The following is a 22,210-nucleotide window of genomic DNA, read 5'->3' as shown; positions in this document are numbered from 1 at the left end:
TAATAGATCCAACTTATTGCTATAAGTATATTACTAAATATTATTTCAAATTATGTTCAGGTGCGGCTATAGTGCAGCGCATTTTGAAGGTTATATAAAGCTAAGCTTATGAAAATACGCAATCTTGATCTGACGTCGAATCCCGTCAATGAGGAACATCAACAATTAGGATTACCGCCTGTTGAAGATACCGTTTCTCATCTGGATGCACACCCTTTTTTGCGTGCTGCCGTCTGGTTTGCGGTCATAGTATTAGTTTTACTGATCGCATTTTTAATCATTAGATTTTTCCTTGCGCAAGATTTGGGGGAAAGCTGGCAGATTATTAGTAGTACGCTCGATAGCAGGATTTTCTGGAGTGCAGTTGCCGTCGGTTTTCTTGCGCAAGTAGTCGATGGTGCTTTGGGTATGGCTTACGGTGTCACCGCAACCACTTTTTTATTAGCCTCCGGTGCAAGTCCGGCCGCTGCCAGTGCCAGTGTGCATATTGCTGAGATATTTACCACGGGTGTTTCAGGCATTGCGCATGCCAAATTCGGTAATGTCAATAAACAATTGTTCACTCGTTTGCTGGTGCCGGGTGTATTGGGCGGTATTTTGGGCGCGTTATTAGTCACGCATGTCAATAGCGCATTATTCAAGCCTTTCATATCCGCTTACTTGGTTCTGCTGGGTGTGTATATTCTCAGTAAAGCTTTCCGGCAACTGAGCACCCGTAAGGACGCGCCTCAGCATATCGGTAAATTAGCCTGTTTCGGTGGATTCATGGATGCAGCGGGCGGCGGCGGCTGGGGACCGATTGTGACTTCAACTTTGGTAGGGACAGGTACAGACCCGCGCACAACCATCGGCTCGGTGAATTTTGCGGAATTTTTCCTGACACTAGCCAGTGCAGCGACGTTTGCACTCCTGATGGAAACCGATCATTGGCCGTTGATTGTCGGATTGGTTTTCGGCGGTTTGTTTGCAGCGCCATTTGCAGCTTATTTGTGCAAGAAGTTTCATGCGCGTACATTGCTAATACTTGTGGGTGTTCTGATTATTACGATTAGCTGTTTCAATCTCTATAAAGCGCTCATCACGTTGTAGCCATAATAATCTCCCGGAAATAAAGCAATATTCCGGGAGATTTTTTCTGCTCTTCCAGTTAAACTTACCCAAACTGAATTCTTCTCCAGTTTGAGTATGTCTCTCCCTCCGGAGTCCGATGCCTAACGTTCTCATTCTTCCTGCAATTATTTATGTTTCTTATTGATTTCATTCTTCATATCGACAGGCATTTGCAACAGCTTGCTACAGAATACGGGTTATGGATTTATGGCATTCTTTTCCTGATCGTGTTTTGCGAGACCGGACTCGTTGTGCTGCCGCTTCTACCGGGTGATTCCCTGTTATTCGCGGCCGGTTCTCTGGCATCGCTGGAGGGCTCTCAGCTTAATCCGCATGTCTTATTTGCTGGCTTAAGTTTTGCCGGTATTCTAGGGGATTCTGTGAATTACTGGATAGGTAAAACGGTGGGAGCAAAAGTATTTGCTTCGCAGAATTCGCGTTTTTTCAAACGGGAATACCTCGAAAAAACCCAAGCCTTTTATCTGAAACATGGCACTAAAACTATCATCATCGCACGCTTTATTCCCATCATCCGTACCTTTGCACCCTTTGTAGCGGGTATCGGCACGATGCCTTACCGCACCTTTATTGTGTACAACATAGTGGGCGCCGTGCTATGGGTCGGAACGTTTGTTTATGCCGGGTTCTATTTTGGGCAGTTGCCGATGGTGCAGCAAAATTTCAAACTCATCATTCTAGCGATCATCATTCTATCGATAACGCCGCCGGTGATTGAATATCTCAAACACCGCTACAAAAAACAGTAGGAATCTCCCGCGGATAGCGGTGTATTTCATCAGACTGAAGAGTGATAATTATCAGAAGGTTAAATCCGTGCTGTGACTAATTGCCGTAAGACCAAGTTTTTAATGTAAAATCAGCATATTTAACTCAACTGAAAGATCATTCAGTGCAATTTGACCACATATTGTGCGCGAAAAAACAGCTGGTGCATCTTAATACCATGACCGCCAGCACTCTCAATTTCGCGCAGGCGATATTCATTACTGATCGTTTCAATTCCTCTTCAGAACAATGACAACACCAGTGGAAACTTCACATAGCCGTGTTCATGCCATTTTTGCGCGCTGGACCACATTTTCTTATCAATATGCGTTGTGGGTACTGTTAGCGGCGCTATTGATCGCAATCGTCAGCGGCATCTATGTCTCGCGCAATCTGGGAATGAATACCGATACCGCCGAGATGCTGTCCGAAGACTTGCCGTTTCGTGTCAATCTGAAACGCTACAATGAATCATTCCCGCAAGACATCGATACTCTTCTCATTGTCTTGAATGCGCCTACACCGGAACAAGTGCGGGTGGCGACGGAGAATTTGGCTGCACGGTTAAAGCAAGATTCCAGCAATTTTTACGATGTTTATTCACCGCGAGTGGACGACTTTACCGCACGTAACGGGTTGCTTTACCAAAGTATTCCGGAGCTTGAACGGATTACCGATAGCTTGGCTGCGGCGCAGCCCTTGATCACACGCATCAGCCGGGATCCTTCGCTGGCTGCTTTTACCGATGTGCTAACCAGTGCAGTGGATGAGTTGAACAAGGGACGGAGTATCGAATTGCGTCCGGTATTGAAGGGCGTCAACGCAACTCTGGAAGCGCGGCTGAACGGTTCTCCCAGAGCATTGTCATGGCAGACCATGTTCAGCGGCGAAGCGCAAAAAAACACTTATCAAGAACTCATCATCATCAAGCCGCGGCTTGATTTTTCTCAACTGTTTCCAGCCGAGCAATCCATTGCCGCGTTGCATGCCGCGGCGGAAAGTGTCGGAATCACAGAGGATGGTCCAGTCCGCTTGCGCATTACCGGCGAGGTGGCCCTGGCCGAAGAAGAACTCAACAGTTCGCTGCGCGGTATGGAATATGCTGGAATTATCACGTTTGTACTGGTCGGCGTTGTACTTTTCTTCGCCATGCGTAATGGAGGGCTGATCCTCAACGTGCTGGTGTGCTTATTGATGGGGTTGATTTTGACTGCGACATTTGCCACTGCGGTTGTCGGTCATTTGAATCTGATTTCCATCGCCTTTGCCGTACTGTATATCGGCTTGGGCGCGGATTTTGCAATCCATTTTCTGCTGCGCTATCGCGAAGTTCTGGAGAATAATCATTCCCCGGCTGAGGCTATCCATATCTCCGGCGGCGATGCTGGAGCGGCCTTGACTGCGTGTACCGTCACCAATGCGATCGGTTTCTATGCCTTCATGCCGACCGATTACAGCGGAGTGGCCGAGCTCGGCATTATTTCCGGAACCGGGATGATCATCAGTTTGCTGGTTACGCTCGTCATCGGCCCTGCATTGTTGCGTTATCTGCCGAAAAAAACGGCGGCAAAACCAGCTACAAAGAGTTCGGTTGGTAAGGTGCTGGAGTTTTCGCTGAAGTGGCATAAAGCAACGTACGCGGTTACGCTGGTGGCTACGGTGGGAGCGCTGGCAATTTTGCCGCAAGTGCGATTCGACTACAATTTGCTCAATATGCAAGATCCGAAGGGGGGCGCAGTACAGACTTTCCGGGAATTGCTGGCCGAGCCTGATCTATCGCCCTGGCATATTGCAGTGCTGGCTAACAATCCGCAGGAAACAGAAACTTTGGCCAAACGGCTAGCTGATTTGCCCGAAGTCAATAAAGTCGTCACGGTATTGGATTTTGTACCCGAACAACAAGAAGAGAAATTCTCACTGATTCAGGAAATGGCGCTGACGATAGGGCCGATTGCCGCGACACCGCCGCCACAAACCCGGATCACCAGCGATGCGATTCTGGCTGAGCAATATAAGGCGTTACGGGAATTGGTTGTGGCATTGGAAAGGTTTGTTGCCAACCATCCTGAGCATCCATCGGCCGCCACTGTAAGTGCTTTAAGGTCGACGCTGGCCCATTTGTTCACACAATTGGACAAAGTCAGCAACGATGAAAAAAGTAAACTTTTGTATACTATTGAGGACGATCTGCTGGCGATGTTGCCGCTGGCTTTGCAGAGTTTGCGCACTGCGACTGAAGCAACTGTTTTCGATGAAGGGGATTTGCCCGTCGCATTTAAAGACCGTTGGCATAGCGATACGGGCGGGTACCGGTTAGCGGTTTATCCGGTTGAGGATCTTAACGATAACGATGCCTTGCGGCGCTTTGTGCGTTCCGTACAGCAAGTGGCGCCGCATGCCATCGGCGTGCCGGTGATCAGTCTGGAAGCCGGGGAAGCCGTGGTACAGGCCTTTGTTCAGGCATTCTCTTTGGCGCTGATCGGTGTGGTGGTCATTTTACTGGTGTTGCTGCGCAGTATTAAATATACCTTACTGGTGTTATTGCCGCTGCTGCTGTCGAGTTTATTCACTGCGGCATTTACCATTCTACTGGACGTTCCGTTTAATTTTGCCAACATCATCGCTTTGCCGCTCTTGCTCGGGCTTGGCATCGATAGCAGTTTGCACATGGTGTATCGGAGCATCAATAATGAGCTGGTGAGTGAAGTTCTGATTCATACCAGCACCGCGCGGGCCATTTTCTATAGTGCGCTTACAGCGCTGGTAGACTTTGCCAGCTTAATCTTCTCGTCACATTTGGGCACGGCGAGTATGGGGATACTGCTGACAGTGGGGCTAGCTTTTACCCTGATCTGCACACTCATTATTCTGCCGGCTTTGCTTCGTGCTCCGGCAGCCGGGGTTAAAGCGAATGCATAACACGCTAAGCGAAGAACTCAACTTTTTTTGTTCGTGCCGTCCGGATCACAATCGGCCAGAGGCCGGACCTGACTGATGATATCTTCACCACCGGCGGGTGTATCAACGCCCCGGCCAACGTGGCTTTTCCGGTAGCCGTAGAGAAAATAGAAAATCAACCCAATTCCTGACCAGATCGGGAACACTAGTTTTGCATCGTCTGGCAAAAAGAAAAACAGTGTGATGCAACCCAGTACCGCGAGCGGGCCGATCAGCCAAACGATGGGTGTCCGGAAAGGACGCACGCGGCTCTTGTCTTTGATGCGCAGTATCATCACGGTAAATGCTACGACCATGAAAGCGAACAGCGTTCCGGAATTAGAAATATCCGCCAGTTTCCCAACCGGCAAGAAAGCGGCGGCAGCCATGACACCCAGTCCCGTTACGTAAGTAACAATATGCGGCGTTTTGAAACGGGGATGAATGCGGCTTAAAACTTCCGGCAGCAGGCCGTCGCGCGACATGACGAAAAAGATGCGCGTCTGGCCGAACAACATCATCAGAACCACCGAAGGCAGCGCCAGGAAAGCGGTAAGCCCCAGCAGATTGCCGATTTTTTCCCAGCCGATCTCACGTAACACCAACGCCAATGCTTCACGCGAGCAAACCAGCGGATGCTGCCCGAGAGCGGCCAGCGATTTGCATTGCTCGGCCAATTGCAAGGAGCCGGGCACCAAATTCTTACCGGTTTCATCCAGCAGCGGCTGCGCACCGATGGCGCCGATCGCACCGGCTGAAATGAGCAAGTAAAAGACAGTGCAGATTGCCAGCGAGCTGATCAACCCGATGGGCACATTGCGTTGCGGATCCTTGGTTTCCTCCGCAGCAGTGGAAACTGCATCGAATCCGACATAAGCAAAGAATATGGACGATGCCGCAGCCACTACCCCAGCTTCTCCTAATGGTAAGAAAGGCTGGAAATTTTCCAGATTGACAACCGGTAGTGTTAAAGCAATGAAAAGCGTTAATGCGGCAATCTTGATAGCGACCAGTGTGGCGTTAAATGTGGCGCTTTCGCGTGTACCAATAACCAGGAGTGCGATTACCAGTATGCAGATGAAAACCGCCGGTAAGTTAATAATTCCACCAGCAAAAGGTCCATTCGCCAGTGCAAAGGGTATCTCTATCCCGAGCGAGTTTTGCATAAGACCGACGAAATAGCCTGACCAGCCGACGGCAACCGCGCTGGCGGCGACGGAATATTCCAGCATGAGCGCCCACCCGACCAGCCACGCGACCAATTCGCCCAGCACTGCGTATGAATAAGTATAGGCGGACCCGGAGACCGGCACCATGGAAGACAGCTCGGAATAGCACAGTGCGGCGACGGTGCACACGAAACTGGCAATAACAAAGGAAAGCATCATGCCCGGCCCGGCTTTCTGTGCAGCCTCAGCCGTCAAAACGAAAATACCGGTACCGATAATCGCGCCAATACCCAGTAGCGTTAACTGCCATGCGCCCAAGGTACGGTGGAGACTTTTCTTTTCTGCAGTTGCCAGGATGGCATCAAGTGATTTTACGCGCCAGAAAATCATGCATGCTACCTTTTATCTAAACTAATAGTTACGATGCAATGGGATTAACTCTCAATCGGGCTCGAATAATATCATAAAATCTTTTCAATCCGATTGCCGATTGTCAACACTGGAAGCTGTCCCGGCCTAATGTGTAAAGGTTTTGCTGAGCGCTAATTTATCCGATATGCGATCGTTTTCTCATCATTAGGGCAAGCTGAAATTGGCAGTAAAATTGCTGGAAACCAGATACGCAATGTTGCTACTGCGCCCAGCAAGTTAAGCTGCACGCCGGTAAGGATGAAACTATGTGAATCCGCAGGATGATGGCAGTGCTTTCAGTCAGGAAATGAGGGCAATTGCTTGGTTTTGAAAATGTTGCCGCTGGAAGGAGTCTGAACGATTGGGTTCGATGGCACACTAAGGCATATTCTTCTTTCCTTGGCTCTGACCCGAGATGATTTTTTAATCCGCCGCTTTTTTTAATAAAAAAGGTCAATGTCTAAATAACATTGACCTTATGTAAAAAGCTTACAGTTTAGGCATATATTTTTTTCATTGGAAGGCGAGTTTTGCTTTTCGATACACTTCCAATTAAAAGATAGCTTACAAAGAATACTGCCCCCAACATGAGATCAATTTCCAACCAGCTTATTTCAGATTGCGCGAGTGAAAATGAACGCAAATCGCCAAATGCAGCAAGTCCAATTAATGGTAAAACACCAAATAAAACGAAAGTAACTTTTACAGCTGTACTAAAAAGGCTTTGACTTGTTTTCATTTTTATCTCCTAAATGAAAGTTTATTGAAGTTATCAAAAGTTTACGAATATTAAGGCTCGATAATTCACAAAAAGTTCACAGAATATTGATGAAAAATTCACATTCAATGATTTTGTTTTATAAAATAAGACATTATTAAAATAATTTAATCTCGCACGGTATTTTTATTCATAGACTTTCAATCATCGTTGGAAGCTTTCTGGTCTATCAAAACATTTGAAAATAATGCTTTATGAGAGTGGGTAACTGGCGCATCATTTTTGAATGGCATGATGTTGTTAGAATTATTGCGATTGAGAAAATCAAATCCATACAAGGCAAAGATGAATATGTCCTGTTACCAATCGCGGTTTATCGTACTCTGAAAGATCAAATCGAAAAAGAATTGGCGGCTTTCGAAGCAATACCGTTAAGCCTCATAAGAGTTTGAATAATGCCACCCCTTATGAAATACTCATCGTTTATCTCAATCAACCTCTTTGTAAACAACACTGAAGTTTCTTACACGTAATTTTTTAAGACTACTTTTTTCATATTAAGGATTAAACCCATATCCATGATAGATAATCACGCCACCCGCTTAGGGGAAATAGTCGGAAACCTCCAAGCTTTAGAAATGCTGCTACGTATGTCCCTTCATAAACTTCCTGGTGCGAAGCCTTTGGATGTTCCCTATGGCACTGATATATATACTTTACCAGTCGGACATGAACTTCCCGAAAACGAACTTACAAATTACGATTCTCTTGGTATGCTAGTTAATAAATTTAACCGCGCAGTGGCTGAGAATGGCGGTAAGCAATTAATATCAACTGCTTTAGTTGAGCTAAGAGACGCGCTAGCGCACGGCCGCATATCTGCGAATGAAGCATACGAAATGCGTCTATTGAAATTTGACAAGCCAAAAAAATGGAATTGTCAAAATTTTATATAATCAAAAAATGACGGAAGAGTGGTTCAACAATCAAAAAGAAACTACTTCTGACGCACTTAAAATTGTCGGTGGTCAACTTGGAATCAACATGGATGATAATAAAACATCCTCATAATCTGATAAGAAAACGCCGATGAAATATCAAAAATCAGAGATTTCAAAAAAGATGTTGGAGACCGCAATAGAGCTATATTTAGAAGATAAATGCAAATTTCAGTTGTTCAGCTAGCAGGTGCTGCTGAAGAAGTGATGGCTGGATTATTAAAAGCTAAAGATCACAAAGAGATAACTGGTCGGGAAGAAGCAAAAGAATGGTTAATCAACATCACTAAAAATTATGGAAACGAATTGACTGACAAAGAAGCTGGCGATTCTTTAAATCAAATTAGGAATAGCACCAAACATCATGATGCAAAATCAACCATCGAGAATCTTGAAATAGCCAGTATTTCAGAACATGCAAAATCCTGCATTGTAAGAGCCATAATAAACTACAGAAAATTACATTCCGAGCCTAACGAGATCGTCGAAAAATACATGACTTTGTGGTTAGCCAATAAAATTTAAACCAAGCTTTGGATTTTCACTGTTTAGCAGCATGAGGAAGTCAGATTAAGTTAATCCGCGCTAGCGAACGGGCAGTATGCCCATAATGGGGCATACCCTTCGCGCCTTATAAGATAAATCTGTATCTCCCATAAGTTGGAAATAGCAGCAGGTTAAGTTTGGTTTATTATGACTGCACGCTAAGGTACTTCCGGGAGTTTCGCTCATGCAGGTGATTCAAACCCAATTTAAAATCTAGCCAATCAAATTCCATGCATACTTAACTTTTGATTACCTGAAAAAATTTCATAGGTTGATGCATGAAAAAAACAGAACTGGCCAAGGCTTTGGGAATATCAAGGCAAGCAATCTATAAGTTTTTATGGCAGGGAATGCCGGGCGATGATCTGCAAGCCGCTATCGATTGGCGGGAAAAGAATTTGAATTATTTCAGGACAAAGAAATACCGAACTGGATTAGCGGCTGCGCGTGAAAGATTGGAAGCGGAGCGGCGATGCAAGATCAGATGAAAGTTAGTTAGCAAGGAAACAAAGCCGGAACATAACTGGCTTTTTTATTGCTTTGCATATGGATGTAGCGCGGCGGATGGAGCTAGGTTCATTGATTGGCGTCAGTTATTTTGTAACCCTGGCGTAACCCCGGGAAAAGTTATTTTTTATGACGTCTTGTAACTTATTGATTTTTTGGTGCTGTTGAGAGGAGTCGAACCTCCGACCTACTGATTACGAAACCTAGTTATAAATTTTGTGTTTATATAAATCAAACACTTGCAATGCTTGCCAAGCATAAAATCAGTGTCACACAACTACATATGGTGGTATTTCAGGCACAGTTTGGCACAAATTTGACACAATCAATTTTGCGATCCGTAACATTTAAAAGGCTCTAGACTAGCAGACACGATCTGTTAGTCTAGTAAGATGTTAAGAAACAGTGAATTAAGTGATTATTACATTAGAAAAATAATTCAATGCTTTTGCATTGATATACCTGCCAGCAAAACAGCTCTGCTGTTAGGTAAAAATCGTAACACGATTAATCGTTGGTATGGCATTTTCAGGCAAGTAATCTATAGCCATCAGACTGCCCTTAAAGACAAGCTGTTAGGCAAAGTGGAAGTTGATGAAAGCTATTTTGGTGCGAAACGGCATCGAGGTTATCATGGGAAACTCAAACGCGGTCGCGGGACATTAAAACAGCCTGTATTTGGTGTGTTTGAACGAGATGGCAGGGTATACACCGAAATAGTACCGGACTGTAAGCGCTTGACTTTACAAGCGGTGATACTGGGTAAAGTGTCCATTGAGAGTGTCATCTATAGTGATGGTTGGCGTGGCTATAGTGGTTTGGTAGATGTAGGATACTCCAAGCATTTTCGTGTATCCCCTGGTGACAATGAATTTGCTCGGGATGGGCATTGCCATATTAACGGTATCGAATCGTTTTGGAGCTTTACCAAGCGGCGGCTTGCAAAGTTTAACGGCGTGTCGGTTAACTTTGAGCTGCATTTAAAAGAATCTGAATGGCGTTGGAAAAAACAACCTGATGCACTTGCTAATGAACTATGGCAAAGCATCAGATATTATTAACTCTGCTAGTCTAGAGCCTTTAAAATTGTATAAAATTTAACTGCAAGAGTTTGCTTGCTATTATTGATACAATGAAACCTTGGTAGTTTTATTTGATCGCATATACGGCTCCTACTCTATTGCCAAGATTCGTTGTCGGAGGTAGAACTTAAGAAGGCTAAATAAAATACAATGAAAAATAAAGGGATAAGCTGGGGTGATGATTTTCAGGAAAAATAGATGGCATAATTTCGTGTTGATAATTTTACCTGATGATATTTCGCCATGAGTGTGACTTTACAACGGGTTATAGCATTAGTCAGTAATGGGGATGTCCGTATATCCGAACATGGTTATGATGAGTTGTCACACGACAATATCTTCGCAAGAGATATTCTATCAGGTATTGGTGAGGCACTAGTCGTGGAAGATTATCCAGACTATCCGAAAGGCCCATGTGTTTTAGTATTACAAAAGGATAAAAATAACAAGCCAATCCATGTGGTGTGGGGAATTCCTAAAAATGCGGATTTACCTGCTGTTGTTGTTACGGCTTACCGACCTAACTGTGATAAGTGGAGTGATGATTTCTTGAGGAGATTACGATGAGTAATAAATGTCATACAAAATTGGTGCGTGAAGGCCAATACATTGCGGAAGTTGAGATCGAGTTGATAGACGCAGGAGAAGGCTGGTCGCCTTATTTGTCGATTGAAGATGCATATAAATTGGATGATGTTCGTGCTGCCTTGCAACGCGGAGATATTCGTACCGCAGGAAAATTTGGTAGAGTTTATACGTTGACGCCTCTAGCAGTATAAATTCTAGGTATTGGTATCTTTAGAAACTTACCAACAATCTATGTACTTACGCAGCAGGGGCACCTATGTGCGGTGATATTGAGTACCAGGATCAGAAGATTTATTTTCCGCAACCGGGTGCGTGGTTACTGGTATGTTTGCGAGATGGTAGTGTAACTTGGATAGCCTGGGGCAGGTGCAAGGATGAAGCCATCAGCAAATTTCCGAACGGCAGCTGGGCACGACTGAATTCTATCAAAAGCGGTAAATGGAAACCCTGGCACCCAAGACCGGTTTTAATCGCTGCTGACCAGTTCATGGAAAAAGATCATGACAACCAATCTCACTGGGTATCCTTGGATACAAGAATAGCGATTCAAGGATTATTGGCAGAAAGGGATAATGAATGCGGGTTTATGTGGGTGATTATCAACACGCCACCTGAATATGCCTGGATACAACATGATTGCTGGCCAAGATTGGTTCGACTGACAGTGTTTAGTGCTCTACAATGAGCTTTCGGCATTAAATCAGCTATACGATCTGATCTGAACTAGCACACCTAAAATATAAATCACCAAGACTTTATCTTGAATAAGCGCCCTTGGGCATTCTCGTCATGTAAAAATACCACTATTTCTTCTCTATCGAATACGGGTAGTTCATTTTCTGGTCTTATTGGCAAGTCAGAATCAATCAGAGTTATCATTGGTTGCAGACCCAGATCAGCGTAATGTCGAATAACACTAAGAAGATTCTCTTTTTTCCTGTCATCCAGCGATTCAAATACGCCATCGTGATATACAAAACGGGGAAATCTGTCATCTATATGTGCTCTGAGTACTGCCAAATCAAATGCGATGCACAGTAGCTTACGGTAAGTATGACCTTGATTTGCACTTGTGGCATTACCAGCTTCGTCAAGGATTTCAGCAGTGTAATCTAAGTGACCGTCCTTATTCGGCGATACGCTGAGCAGCGCTTTCCGGTCGATCACCTCTTCAACAATTTCACTGAAAAAAAGCCGAATTGTTGAGAAAAGGCTTTTTTGATCAGAATTCTGCTCCTCAACGTTTGCTTCTATGCGTGTTTGTAGATGACTTAGCTCTTCACTTAATGTACGTATAGTAGTACGTAGTTCTTGCAATCGGTGCAGGAAGCCACGCTGACGCTCAAGAGAAGTGATATCCGCACGAAGTGTTACCATTTCATCAGATACTTGCTTATATTTATTGAAGACATCAGTTCCACTAAGAAATGCCAATGTTTCCGAGCGCTTTTTCCCGAGAGTATTTAATTCGGCATTGACACGTTTTAGTTCTGACTCAACTTCGGCACGTTCCTCTTGAAGATAAATACGACGCTCGTCAGTGATGGCGCGATTGAATGCGATTAGTTGCTGAAAATCTTTTTTAATCTGACCTTGGAAGAGCACTCCAGCCTCGGCGAATAAACGCTGAGCTTCATCAGGATTAAATAGAATTCCGTCATCCTCTAAGGATGCCATAATTTTTTTCTTACTTTGAGTTAGTGAATAACGCTCTCCATTTAAGCTAGCTATGCGATCATCAATGCCATCGACTAGATATTTTGTATGAGCTTTGTCTTGCATGCGAAAATCGAAAGCATCAAGCAATTCCTGCTTTTTTTCAGCCTCTTTTTGCTTTAGTAGCAAGAGACCTTCAATCTTACTAATGTCTTCAATTGAACCGCCGAGCTCCTTCTTGATAGTCTCGGCTTTTTCCTGTTTTTCTGATAGTTGTTTCTCTTTGTCGTAATGTTCGGAAATGAGTTCTGCATCAAAGCCTAGTATGTGAGCAAGAAATGGCTTCCAGTAAGCGTGTTTTCCAGCGAATTTACGCAGTTGAAAAACATCTTGGTAGTCATCTTGAGTACGCAGCAAATAACCAAGTCCATTACGATATGACCAAGGTTTTAGTACACGCCAGTCAAGCAAGCTATCCAACAAGTCAATTGCTCGCTCAAATGGAACGTCCGAGTGATCCCATTCTGGCGATGGGAGTGTAGAGAAGTCTTGATGGCCAGTTTGATGTTTCTTGAAACTAATTCGCGTTGCTTCATCAACGCCGCGACGTATTGTGAGAAATAATGTATCTTCAAGCTCAACTTCAAGATAGAAAATAAATTCTTTGAAAATGTCTAGATGTTTAAAAAGAAAAAACTTCGGATCACGATTCATTAAGAGTGCGAAGTCGATCAATCGACCTAGTGTTGATTTTCCGAGGTTATGAGTATCCTTCCTGCGGTTTTCAGCCAGTCGAATTTCAGCCATGACAACATTCATGCCCGCACGGAAATCAACCGCCTCAAAAAGATCAGCCTTATTAGAATAAAGTCTAGATAACTTCATTAGGCCCTATATACTCCACAGCATCTGTCTTGGGGTGATAGTCGATCAAACCCAGCAGATACAAAAAATTTAATGCGGGTAAGAAAAGTATGTCGCCTCCAACAACAGCTTTCTTCGCATATTTCTTCAAGGCTTCATATTCGTCAAAGCGGCGAGCTTGCAAACGTTGCAATAAAAGTAAAGATATATTGATGACTGTGCGATCTGGGTGAGAATGTTTAGTTGGTCTAAGCATCGTCTAATTCTCCAATGTCGCAATTCCAGTACATATAGAATAGTATTGCTCGTGTTAGTCGCTTGTGTGCAAGCTGACACAGTATTGGATCGCGACTAAATAGCAATTCAACAAGATACTCCATTACACAATCAAAAGACTGGTGATCCTTGCGTTTGGAAGTGATTTTAAGTTGAAACTCCTCTGTCACTGATTCATATAAGCGTTGTAAATCAATGTTCTCAGGCGCAGCTAAGAAGGTTCTAATCTGGGATGTGTCTTTGAGGTAGCGTCTACGTTGTTCTTTGGCGTAAGCCTCTGTCATGTTATTAAGCTCATTTTTCCGCTCGTAGGGAATGCGTGGTACAGGTGGCGTGTCAATTACAGCAGACAAAGCAGTGCGATACTTTGCCAGCGCTTGTACTACCACAGCTAAATCGTCCGAGCTAACAATTAACGGGGAGTCAACTGGATCAAGATTTGCCTTAAGCGCGACTTCAGGGAAAGTTTTTAGAAATATTTCCAATTGCTCAATGCCGCACAGGTAGATTGAGCTCTCTGGAATGCCACATTCTTTTGAAATTTGAGCACGTATATCGCTCTCTGCGTTGCCAGCTAAGCGCCGATTTGCGAATAGCATGTAATGATCAAGTTGTTTGCTATGACGTAGTTTCTTAATTCGTAGAATTTCTTTACCAATTATTGAGTTTACACCACTGCTAAAGTCAGCTTCAGAAAAATGACGGTTATAGCCGTTGGTATGCTTAGCTTGGATAATTATTGTCCCGATCCAAGGCGAAGCTTTACTCGGGTGCAGTTCTGAGGTTCCAACAAATTTAGCATCGCGACCTCCATCTGGCCCTTTTGAAAATCCCTGAACCGATATACCAAGCAAGTGCTGGCACAAAAATACAATGAGTGTTTCGAATTGGTCGCTATTCAGATCTTCGTAGGCATATTTCATTTGAATTTCGTGAGGGTATTTATGTGAATATTTACCAAATTCAACATCATTTATAGTGTCGCATTGTATCAGTCTCATCGCACAATCACCACGTACCAATGGTTAATGAACCTAAATCCATCAATGCATAGATAGCTCAGATTGTGAGACTGGTAAATCTTCAGTTCTGATTGGCAAAATTTGCCCGATCAAATTTTCAACGATCTTTTATTCTTAAGCATATCTATTAGAGTTAACGTAGCTTTCTCTCCATCATATTGAATTGCCACATCTCTCCCAGCAACAGGTTTACCATCAACAGCATTTAATTGATGCACAATAAAATCCTTGTTGACCTGTTGATAGAACACCGCATTGTCCTTATCAACATGAATAATTTGCCCTTCATACTGATTTTTATCACTCGGAGTTTTAGCTAAATAAATATTGTAGACACCCGGCTTGATACCTTCATCAACCTTCTTGATGGTACCCATCGTTTCCCATTCATTATTATTCTGAGTTTGTAGAATCTTTTGTCCATTCATTACAATCATTCGTAGCTTTTGGAGTGTCATCATTTCAAATTAGTTGTGTAGCGCTGATAGCAAGTCAAAATTATCCCGCTTCCTGTTGTCCGGCAATTTCTTCCAGTATTTTCATGAGATCAAAAGACTCTGATCTTTCCATGCCATGCAAAAAGGCAATCAATTGCAGTGCGCCGCTGCCCTTGGCTGAGAAGCTGCCATCTTGCAGTGCTTTGATGGTGAACTGAACGATATTAGGGCAATTTCTGCCTTGCTCAAAATAATCACCAATCTTGGTTTTTAGTAACTCTTTATTATCATTAGACAGATCACGCATTAAATCCTGTGGCTTACGTTTGTCTTTTTTAATCAGATTGTAAATAGAGTCCAGCAATGAAGGCGAGTCACCTTTTTTTTGATCGTTGTTACTGCCTGGAGTGGTACTAGATCTGTTTCCGGTACTGGATACTTGATCATCCACAGAATTAGATGGAGGCGTTTTTTTAAGCTTTAAGAATTTACTGAATTGGTATACATCCAATCGTGATATTTCTTCCTGTGTACTGAGTTCCAGCCAAGTGATTACTTCCTCTTTATTGGCTTTATACAGCCTTGTTAAATCATAGAGTGCAGTGACATCGGTGCAACGGCCTGTTCGATACACTTCTCCGAGTGGATCGGGTAGATCAAGGAGTGTGGCGTGCATAGTGATATAGGGATTGGTTTTGCCAATGAGCCTTGCAATTTCAGACTTGGTTTTACCACCCGCCAGTTGTCGCCCAATAAAATCAGCAATCTCTCTGGAGGTTAAATCATCTCTTTGCAGATTCTCGATTACCTGATCAGCTTCACTGTAATCGGTGTCAATGAATGCCGGAATCTTGGTTAACCCGGCGTGAATGCTGGCACGATAGCGTCTTGCACCATGATTAATGATATAGGTTCCCGGTTTATCCGGATTGGGGCGAACCGATATGGGTGATTTGACTCCGCGTAATTTAATCGTTTCCGTTAATTCTCGTAACGTTTCCTGATTAAACTCCTTCCGGGGTTGATGGATATCTTCGCTGATCAGCGTAATATCAATTTCTGTTGCACCGATAGGAGCAACAAGCCCTTTTATATTTTCCTTTTTTTTCTCTGTCATTTTTATCTTGGACCTAACTTGCGCTCGTTATACTGGGTAAGAATATTTATTTGGATTAAATAATTCTGCCAATTTATGATTAGAAAGATAGAAACGATGGATGCAGTCATCAACAAATAAAACCGCGCAAAAGTTGTTTTTGCATTTTTGTTCTTCTTGTTCAGTTTATTATTGAATGCCTAACCTCTCGTATCAGAAAACGGGTTACGTTTTTAGATTCGCCAAGTTTTCCATCAACTACTCATCTAGCCTCTATTCATAGCATTCTAAGGTAACTATTAATATTAATTATATTGATATAAATCAATGGCGTGATAAATTAAAAGTTTAAATTTCTATTCTAAACTCACTATTAATAATTATCCATAAGCTATGCATATAACGAAACTATTATTTGGCCCTCTATTGAATTAATGAATTTTTGTATTTATTTTGGATTAAAATAGCAGCAATACTACTGCAAAACAATGGTGCTGATTAGTTAAGCTGCTTAAACCCTAAAAATGGCAGGGCTATTATATGTACAATTTAATCTTAATCACAAATATTTTGCGTATCCTTGATGAAAAGGATATGACCAAGTCAGAATTGGCAGAGAAGGCGGGCGTTTCCATCTCTTTTTTTACTGATCTGACCAATGACAAAGCCAATCCATCACTCAGGATTATAGAAGCCGTCGCAGAAGCACTAGAGACCCCACTACCAATGCTATTGGATAGTTCGGATATGAGCGCGGCTGATCTTGAAGCATTAACCAATCGAAAGCTAAAACATTTGCCCAAAGGTTTTGTCTGGAAGGGGAGCGTTCTGAGTGAGTATGAAGCTTATCAGGTCGAGCAATGGGATAAAAAGAACAGAGCGTTTTTATTAAAAAATAAAAATAAGAAATAAATAAAGTAATAAAAATCAGTAAAAAATATTGCACAAAATATAATTACGTTATATTGTAATGTCATGTGTAAGTTGTTGGAGTATTCGCATGACACTGCAAGATCAATTACCTCACGCCATAACCGTTAAGGATCGTGCCAAGAGCAAGCTGGAACGAGACGCACGGGAAATACTATCCGCACTGCAAGATCCTGAGACGGTTGAAATCATGGTCAATGCCGATGGCCGTATCTGGCAAGAGAAGCTGGGTCAAAAGATACAACATATCGGAAATATACAGGCTGCCCAGGTTGAAGCCGTTATCAAAACGGTTGCAGGTTTCCACGGCAAGGAAGTCAATCGATTCAACCCGATGATTGAAGGTGAATTCCCGCTCGATAATTCACGCTTTGCCGGTCAACTACCCCCCATTGTTTCATCCCCCACATTTGCCATCCGCAAAAAAGCTATCAAGATTTTTACGCTTGAGCAGTATGTGGAAACCGGCGTGTTGTCGCCAAGACATGGAGATGTCATTAAAGAGGCTGTGCGCAAGCACCGCAACATTTTAGTTATTGGTGGCACCGGGTCAGGTAAAACGACCTTGATCAATGCCATTATCAATGAAATGGTTTTGAGTGACCCGGATGAGCGCATTTTCATCTTAGAAGATACCGGCGAGATCCAATGCGCTGCCCGGAATTTTGTTCAATATCACACCGCAATCGATGTCGACATGACGCAATTGTTAAAAACAACATTGCGTATGCGTCCGGATCGCATCCTGGTGGGAGAAGTCAGGGGAGCGGAAGCACTGGATTTACTCGATGCCTGGAACACCGGCCATGAGGGTGGTGCCGCCACACTGCACGCCAATGATGCGCTATCAGGACTAACCCGCCTGGAATCCCTGATTTCACGCAATCCTTCAGCACCTAAAGAGATCATGCCATTAATCGCGGAGGCGGTTGATATGGTCGTGCATATCACGCGCACACCGCATGGCAGAAAAATCCAACAAATTATCGAAGTACAAGGTTTTAAAAGAGGAAGTTACCAAATCAAGAAGCTGTAAATCATCCATAGGAGCCAGTCTATGAAACTGATTCATATCAAGGATATCTCTCCATTCTTTTGTTTCTTCTCAATCGCTTTTTTGTTTGCGCTTTTGTTTTCAACCGATAACGCACAAGCCGCTGTAGGCGCGGGCGGTGCGCTTCCTTATGAAACCTGGCTGGTGAATCTTAGAAACTCTGTCACCGGTCCCGTTGCTTTTACCCTATCCATTGTCGGTATTGTGGTTGCAGGCGGCATTCTGATCTTTGGTGGTGAACTCAATGCTTTTTTCCGCACATTGATTTTTATCGTGTTGGTTATGGCATTACTCGTCGGGGCCAACAACATCATGACCAATCTATTCCAGGGCGCGGTTATTCCAGGTGAAATACCCAAAGACCAGGAATCAATCGTAAATTTACAGGAATAGGAGGCAAACTCATGGCGCTTCGAACCATACCTATCCGTCAATCGGGAAACCGTCCCAACTTGTTCATGGGTGGCGACCGGGAACTGGTTATGTTTTCTATCCTGATTGCAGCCACATCCATCTTTGTGGCGATGGAAATCAAGGCTACGCTTTTCGGCATAGCACTGTGGATCTTTGCACTGTTTGCACTACGACTGATGGCTAAAAATGATCCGCAACTGCGTCATGTTTACTTACGCCAGATGCAATACAAAAAATACTATCCGGCGCGAAGCACTCCTTTTTATGACAATACCCGCCAGCAGGAGAAACAGCATCTATGATTGCCGCCATCACAATTCTTATCGCAATCTCTGGAGCTGTGCTGCTCTTGATACTATTTATCCGTATCCGTGATACGGGCAAAGAATTACGACTGGATCAACATCGATCAAAAGAAATGGGCTTTGCCGATCTGCTGGTATATGCAGCGGTGGTGGAAGACGGCGTGATTGTGGGCAAGAACGGTGCATTGATGGCTGCCTGGATATTCTGCGGCGATGATACGGCCAGCAGTACCGAGATTGAGCGTGGAACGGGTGTCATTCCGTATTAACCAGGCTTTATCCCGCTTAGGCAATGGTTGGATGATTCATGTCGATGCCATCAGAAAACCCGCACAAGGTTATTCAGATAAAGCACTTTCCAATTATCCCGATCCCGTGACCGCTGCCATTGACGAGGAACGGCGCAATCTGTTCGAGCGTATCGGCATAATGTACGAGAGTTGCTTTATCGTATCACTCACGTACTTACCGCCAATGCTGGCGCAGCGCAAGTTCGTTGAACTGATGTTTGATGATGAAACCCAGGCTCCCGACCAGAAAGCCAGAACACAAGGGCTGCTGGAATATTTCCAGCGCGAATGTGCCAACTTTGAATCCCGATTATCCAGCGTATTTCATCTGTCGCGTTTAAAAAGCCGCAAACTGGTCAATGAAGACGGTACCACCATCACCCATGATGATTTCTTGCAGTGGTTGCAATTATGCGTGACCGGCTTGGATCATCCGATGGTGTTACCGGCCAATCCGATGTATCTGGATACGCTGCTGGGTGGTCAGGAAATGTGGGGTGGAGTCGTACCTAAAATTGGCCGTAATTTCGTCCAAGTGGTCTCGATTGAAGGTTTTCCGCTCGAATCCTCCCCTGGCATGTTAAACCTGCTCTCTGAATTACCTGGTGTATACCGCTGGTCATCGCGGTTTATCTTCATGGATGCGCATGAAGCAGTCAATCATTTGGAAAAATTCCGCAGACGTTGGAAACAAAAGATTCGTGGATTCTTCGATCAGGTGTTTAATCTGCAAAGCAGCAACATTGATGAAGACGCGCTGAATATGACTGAAGATGCGCAGTCGGCCATTGCAGAGACTAACAGCGGCTTTGTAGGTCAAGGTTACTATACCAGCGTGGTGGTGCTGATGATGGAAGATCGGGCAGCATTGGAAGAAGCCGGGCGAAAGGTAGAGAAAGCCATCAATCATCTGGGCTTTGCTGCACGGGTGGAAACCATCAACACGATGGATGCGTATCTGGGAAGTCTGCCCGGTCACGGTGTTGAAAATGTGCGCAGGCCCCTCATCAATACCATGAATCTGGCCGATCTGTTGCCGGTCAATACCATTTGGACAGGCAAACCCATAGCACCCTGTCCGATGTATCCGCCCAATTCGCCACCCTTGATGCACTGTGTCACACAGGGAGCAACGCCTTTCCGGCTGAACTTGCATGTACGCGATCTGGGCCACACCTTCATGTTTGGACCTACAGGCGCCGGTAAATCCACGCACTTGGCACTGATTGCCGCGCAATTGCGGCGCTATCAGGGCATGTCGATTTATTGCTTTGACAAGGGACTATCGATGTATCCACTCACAAAAGCTGTGGGTGGTCAGCATTTCACGGTAGCAGGCGACGATGAATCGTTATCTTTCTGTCCCTTGCAGTTCTTGCACACCAAGGGTGATCGTGCTTGGGCGCTGGAATGGATTTGTTTGATGATAGAACTCAACGGTCTCACCGTCACCCCGTTACAGCGTAACGAAATCAGTCAGGCCATTACTAACATGCATCAAAGCGGCTCAAAAACCTTATCGGATTTGTCAGTGACGATTCAGGATGAAGCTATTCGCGAGTGTCTTCGGCAATACACCATCGACGGCATGATGGGACATTTACTCGATGCCGAAGCCGATGGATTGAATCTTTCAACCTTCACCACGTTCGAGATCGAAGAATTGATGAATCTCGGAGATAAATACGCACTGCCGACTTTACTGTATCTATTCCGGCGCATTGAGCGCAGCCTGCACGGGCAGCCTTCCGCCATCATTCTGGACGAAGCCTGGTTGATGCTGGGTCATCCGGTGTTTCGCGCCAAGATTCGCGAGTGGCTGAAAGTCATGCGTAAAAACAATTGCCTGGTGTTGATGGCAACCCAAAGCCTGTCGGATGCCGCCAACAGTGGGATTCTTGACGTCATTGTCGAATCTACCGCCACCAAGATATTTCTGCCCAATGTATTCGCCTGTGATGAAGAGGCATCGGTACTCTATCGGCGCATGGGATTGAATACACGCCAGATTGAGATCTTAGCTTCTGCCATTCCTAAACAGCAATATTACACCGTGTCCGAGAATGGCAGGCGGCTCTACGACTTGGCGCTTGGCCCATTGGCGCTGGCATTTGTCGGATCGACTGATAAGGAATCGATCGCAACCATCAAAAATCTACATAACAAGTATGGAGATCGTTGGGTTCACGAATGGCTGGCGATCAAAGGATTAACGTTATCTGACTATGGAGTGGCCGCATGAATATGATCAACGAAATATTCAAATTAAAGCCGGGTGCGCATAAAACTATGTGTGTCAATGAAGACAGGATGGAAGGTGGTCGCCGCTGCGGTGAAAATGAAAACCCTTATCTGTCAGCACGGCGCACCTGGAATGATCATATGCGGGAAGTAATTGCTTCGCGCACTATGTGGCAAATGCTGGCGCTACTTTGTTTATTGATTGCTCTGGCAGGAGTAGGTGGAGTCATTGCTATCGGCAGTCAATCCAAATTCATTCCCTATGTCGTCCAAGTTAACAAACTGGGTGAAGCCATCGCGGTTTCGCGCGCAGATATCGCTGCGGTGGCCGATCAGCGCGTTGTGCATTCGTCCGTGGCAGCGTTTATCAACGATTTGCGCATGGTCACACCGGATATCGCCTTGCAACGTCGCGCTATCTTTCGTGCCTATGCCATGCTGTCCAATAATGATCCGGCAACGAACAAAGCCAACGAATGGTTCAATAGTACTGAAGCCAGCAGTCCTTTCAAACGGGCTGAAACACAAACGGTGAATGTTGAAATCATATCTGTGATTCCCCAATCGCCGGAAACTTGGCAGGTCGATTGGGTGGAAAAAATCTATGACCGGCAAGGACACTTAACCGAACCACCCTTCAAGATGCGTGCTTTACTGAGAATCTATAACAAGCCGACCACGCAAAGCACCACGGAAGAACAGATCCGAAATAACCCACTGGGTATTTATATCCAGGATTTCTCCTGGTCGAAACAAACCTAAGGAGTTGCTCA

The 22,210-nt window shown here is 44.5% G+C and carries 25 protein-coding genes; 18 read left to right on the top strand and 7 right to left on the bottom strand.

The features are described 5' to 3' along the window. Positions 1 to 108: 108 nt before the first annotated feature. From BLU57_RS07330 to BLU57_RS07320, 3 genes are all read left to right on the top strand, one after another. A complete protein-coding gene (locus BLU57_RS07330) occupies positions 109 to 1,089 on the top strand; it encodes a sulfite exporter TauE/SafE family protein (RefSeq protein WP_090318519.1) in 981 nt (326 codons plus the stop codon). A gap of 152 nt (positions 1,090 to 1,241) precedes the next feature. After that, a complete protein-coding gene (locus BLU57_RS07325; protein ID WP_090318517.1) occupies positions 1,242 to 1,877 on the top strand; it encodes a DedA family protein in 636 nt (211 codons plus the stop codon). 268 nt (positions 1,878 to 2,145) lie between these two features. Then, positions 2,146 to 4,815 carry an MMPL family transporter gene (locus BLU57_RS07320; protein ID WP_090318514.1) on the top strand — a complete coding sequence of 890 codons (2,670 nt, stop codon included), beginning with the start codon at positions 2,146 to 2,148 and terminating at the stop codon, positions 4,813 to 4,815. A gap of 17 nt (positions 4,816 to 4,832) precedes the next feature. Here BLU57_RS07320 and BLU57_RS07315 read toward each other — a convergent pair whose 3' ends face one another. Together BLU57_RS07315 and BLU57_RS07310 are read right to left on the bottom strand one after the other, a co-directional pair. Next, the gene (locus BLU57_RS07315; RefSeq protein WP_090318511.1) at positions 4,833 to 6,392 is read right to left on the bottom strand and encodes an amino acid permease; all 1,560 of its coding nucleotides are present in this window, start codon (positions 6,390 to 6,392) and stop codon (positions 4,833 to 4,835) included. 517 nt (positions 6,393 to 6,909) lie between these two features. Continuing rightward, positions 6,910 to 7,152, bottom strand: coding sequence for a hypothetical protein (locus BLU57_RS07310; RefSeq protein WP_090318509.1), 243 nt, complete (start codon positions 7,150 to 7,152; stop codon positions 6,910 to 6,912). A gap of 239 nt (positions 7,153 to 7,391) precedes the next feature. On the opposite strand from BLU57_RS07310, the gene BLU57_RS16525 reads away from it, so the two are divergent. The 8 genes from BLU57_RS16525 to BLU57_RS07270 all read left to right on the top strand — a co-directional run bounded on the left by BLU57_RS16525 (position 7,392) and on the right by BLU57_RS07270 (position 11,537). Then, the gene (locus tag BLU57_RS16525; RefSeq protein ID WP_256206176.1) at positions 7,392 to 7,583 is read left to right on the top strand and encodes a hypothetical protein; all 192 of its coding nucleotides are present in this window, start codon (positions 7,392 to 7,394) and stop codon (positions 7,581 to 7,583) included. Between the two features lie 126 nt (positions 7,584 to 7,709). Beyond that, on the top strand, positions 7,710 to 8,087 hold the full coding sequence (locus tag BLU57_RS07300) for a hypothetical protein (RefSeq protein ID WP_090318506.1): 378 nt from the start codon (positions 7,710 to 7,712) through the stop codon (positions 8,085 to 8,087). Positions 8,088 to 8,291: 204 nt separating this feature from the next. After that, positions 8,292 to 8,654 (top strand): hypothetical protein, encoded by a 363-nt coding sequence (locus BLU57_RS07295; RefSeq protein ID WP_090318503.1) that lies wholly within the window; start codon positions 8,292 to 8,294, stop codon positions 8,652 to 8,654. A 299-nt stretch (positions 8,655 to 8,953) separates the two neighbouring features. Beyond that, on the top strand, positions 8,954 to 9,163 hold the full coding sequence (locus tag BLU57_RS07290) for a hypothetical protein (RefSeq protein ID WP_090318500.1): 210 nt from the start codon (positions 8,954 to 8,956) through the stop codon (positions 9,161 to 9,163). 411 nt (positions 9,164 to 9,574) lie between these two features. Beyond that, positions 9,575 to 10,243, top strand: a complete 669-nt coding sequence (locus BLU57_RS07285; RefSeq protein WP_090318497.1) for an IS1595-like element ISNol1 family transposase — start codon at positions 9,575 to 9,577, stop codon at positions 10,241 to 10,243. A 264-nt stretch (positions 10,244 to 10,507) separates the two neighbouring features. Next, on the top strand, positions 10,508 to 10,831 hold the full coding sequence (locus BLU57_RS07280) for a DUF4258 domain-containing protein (RefSeq protein ID WP_090318494.1): 324 nt from the start codon (positions 10,508 to 10,510) through the stop codon (positions 10,829 to 10,831). After that, complete coding sequence (locus BLU57_RS07275; RefSeq protein WP_090318492.1) at positions 10,828 to 11,043, top strand: hypothetical protein; 216 nt, start codon at positions 10,828 to 10,830, stop codon at positions 11,041 to 11,043. The genes BLU57_RS07280 and BLU57_RS07275 overlap by 4 nt, the downstream gene beginning before the upstream one ends. 65 nt (positions 11,044 to 11,108) lie before the next feature. Next, entirely contained in the window at positions 11,109 to 11,537 is a 429-nt protein-coding gene (locus BLU57_RS07270) for a hypothetical protein (protein ID WP_256206175.1), read from the top strand. Between the two features lie 59 nt (positions 11,538 to 11,596). Here BLU57_RS07270 and BLU57_RS07265 read toward each other — a convergent pair whose 3' ends face one another. The 5 genes from BLU57_RS07265 to BLU57_RS07245 form a co-directional block, all read right to left on the bottom strand. Further along, positions 11,597 to 13,393: a DUF2326 domain-containing protein gene (locus BLU57_RS07265; protein WP_090318489.1), complete on the bottom strand. Its 1,797-nt coding sequence runs from the start codon at positions 13,391 to 13,393 to the stop codon at positions 11,597 to 11,599. Next, complete coding sequence (locus BLU57_RS07260) at positions 13,380 to 13,628, bottom strand: ABC-three component system middle component 8 (RefSeq protein WP_090318486.1); 249 nt, start codon at positions 13,626 to 13,628, stop codon at positions 13,380 to 13,382. Before BLU57_RS07260 ends, BLU57_RS07265 begins: the two co-directional genes overlap by 14 nt. Then, entirely contained in the window at positions 13,621 to 14,649 is a 1,029-nt protein-coding gene (locus tag BLU57_RS07255) for an ABC-three component system protein (RefSeq protein WP_256206174.1), read from the bottom strand. Before BLU57_RS07255 ends, BLU57_RS07260 begins: the two co-directional genes overlap by 8 nt. Before the next feature lie 110 nt (positions 14,650 to 14,759). Continuing rightward, positions 14,760 to 15,098: a KfrB domain-containing protein gene (locus BLU57_RS07250; RefSeq protein WP_256206173.1), complete on the bottom strand. Its 339-nt coding sequence runs from the start codon at positions 15,096 to 15,098 to the stop codon at positions 14,760 to 14,762. Positions 15,099 to 15,168: 70 nt separating this feature from the next. Beyond that, complete coding sequence (locus tag BLU57_RS07245) at positions 15,169 to 16,224, bottom strand: ParB/RepB/Spo0J family partition protein (RefSeq protein ID WP_090318479.1); 1,056 nt, start codon at positions 16,222 to 16,224, stop codon at positions 15,169 to 15,171. Positions 16,225 to 16,743: 519 nt separating this feature from the next. On the opposite strand from BLU57_RS07245, the gene BLU57_RS07240 reads away from it, so the two are divergent. From BLU57_RS07240 to BLU57_RS07215, 7 genes are all read left to right on the top strand, one after another. After that, positions 16,744 to 17,115 carry a helix-turn-helix domain-containing protein gene (locus tag BLU57_RS07240; RefSeq protein ID WP_090318471.1) on the top strand — a complete coding sequence of 124 codons (372 nt, stop codon included), beginning with the start codon at positions 16,744 to 16,746 and terminating at the stop codon, positions 17,113 to 17,115. Positions 17,116 to 17,203: 88 nt separating this feature from the next. Further along, positions 17,204 to 18,169: a P-type conjugative transfer ATPase TrbB gene (gene trbB / locus BLU57_RS07235; protein ID WP_090318467.1), complete on the top strand. Its 966-nt coding sequence runs from the start codon at positions 17,204 to 17,206 to the stop codon at positions 18,167 to 18,169. Between the two features lie 21 nt (positions 18,170 to 18,190). Continuing rightward, entirely contained in the window at positions 18,191 to 18,580 is a 390-nt protein-coding gene (locus BLU57_RS07230) for a TrbC/VirB2 family protein (RefSeq protein WP_090318464.1), read from the top strand. Positions 18,581 to 18,591: 11 nt separating this feature from the next. Next, positions 18,592 to 18,903 carry a conjugal transfer protein TrbD gene (locus tag BLU57_RS07225; RefSeq protein WP_074721752.1) on the top strand — a complete coding sequence of 104 codons (312 nt, stop codon included), beginning with the start codon at positions 18,592 to 18,594 and terminating at the stop codon, positions 18,901 to 18,903. Further along, on the top strand, positions 18,900 to 19,175 hold the full coding sequence (locus BLU57_RS16520) for a hypothetical protein (protein WP_256206172.1): 276 nt from the start codon (positions 18,900 to 18,902) through the stop codon (positions 19,173 to 19,175). Before BLU57_RS07225 ends, BLU57_RS16520 begins: the two co-directional genes overlap by 4 nt. Then, positions 19,150 to 21,438: a VirB4 family type IV secretion/conjugal transfer ATPase gene (locus BLU57_RS07220; RefSeq protein ID WP_256206182.1), complete on the top strand. Its 2,289-nt coding sequence runs from the start codon at positions 19,150 to 19,152 to the stop codon at positions 21,436 to 21,438. Before BLU57_RS16520 ends, BLU57_RS07220 begins: the two co-directional genes overlap by 26 nt. Further along, entirely contained in the window at positions 21,435 to 22,199 is a 765-nt protein-coding gene (locus tag BLU57_RS07215) for a VirB8/TrbF family protein (RefSeq protein ID WP_090318462.1), read from the top strand. Before BLU57_RS07220 ends, BLU57_RS07215 begins: the two co-directional genes overlap by 4 nt. The last annotated feature ends 11 nt before the right edge of the window (positions 22,200 to 22,210 follow it).

It is taken from the genome of Nitrosomonas oligotropha (assembly GCF_900106555.1).
GTDB lineage: Bacteria > Pseudomonadota > Gammaproteobacteria > Burkholderiales > Nitrosomonadaceae > Nitrosomonas > Nitrosomonas oligotropha_A.
The sequence above is the reverse complement of the archived record's forward strand: the minus strand, read 5'-3'. Positions and strand labels throughout refer to the sequence as shown.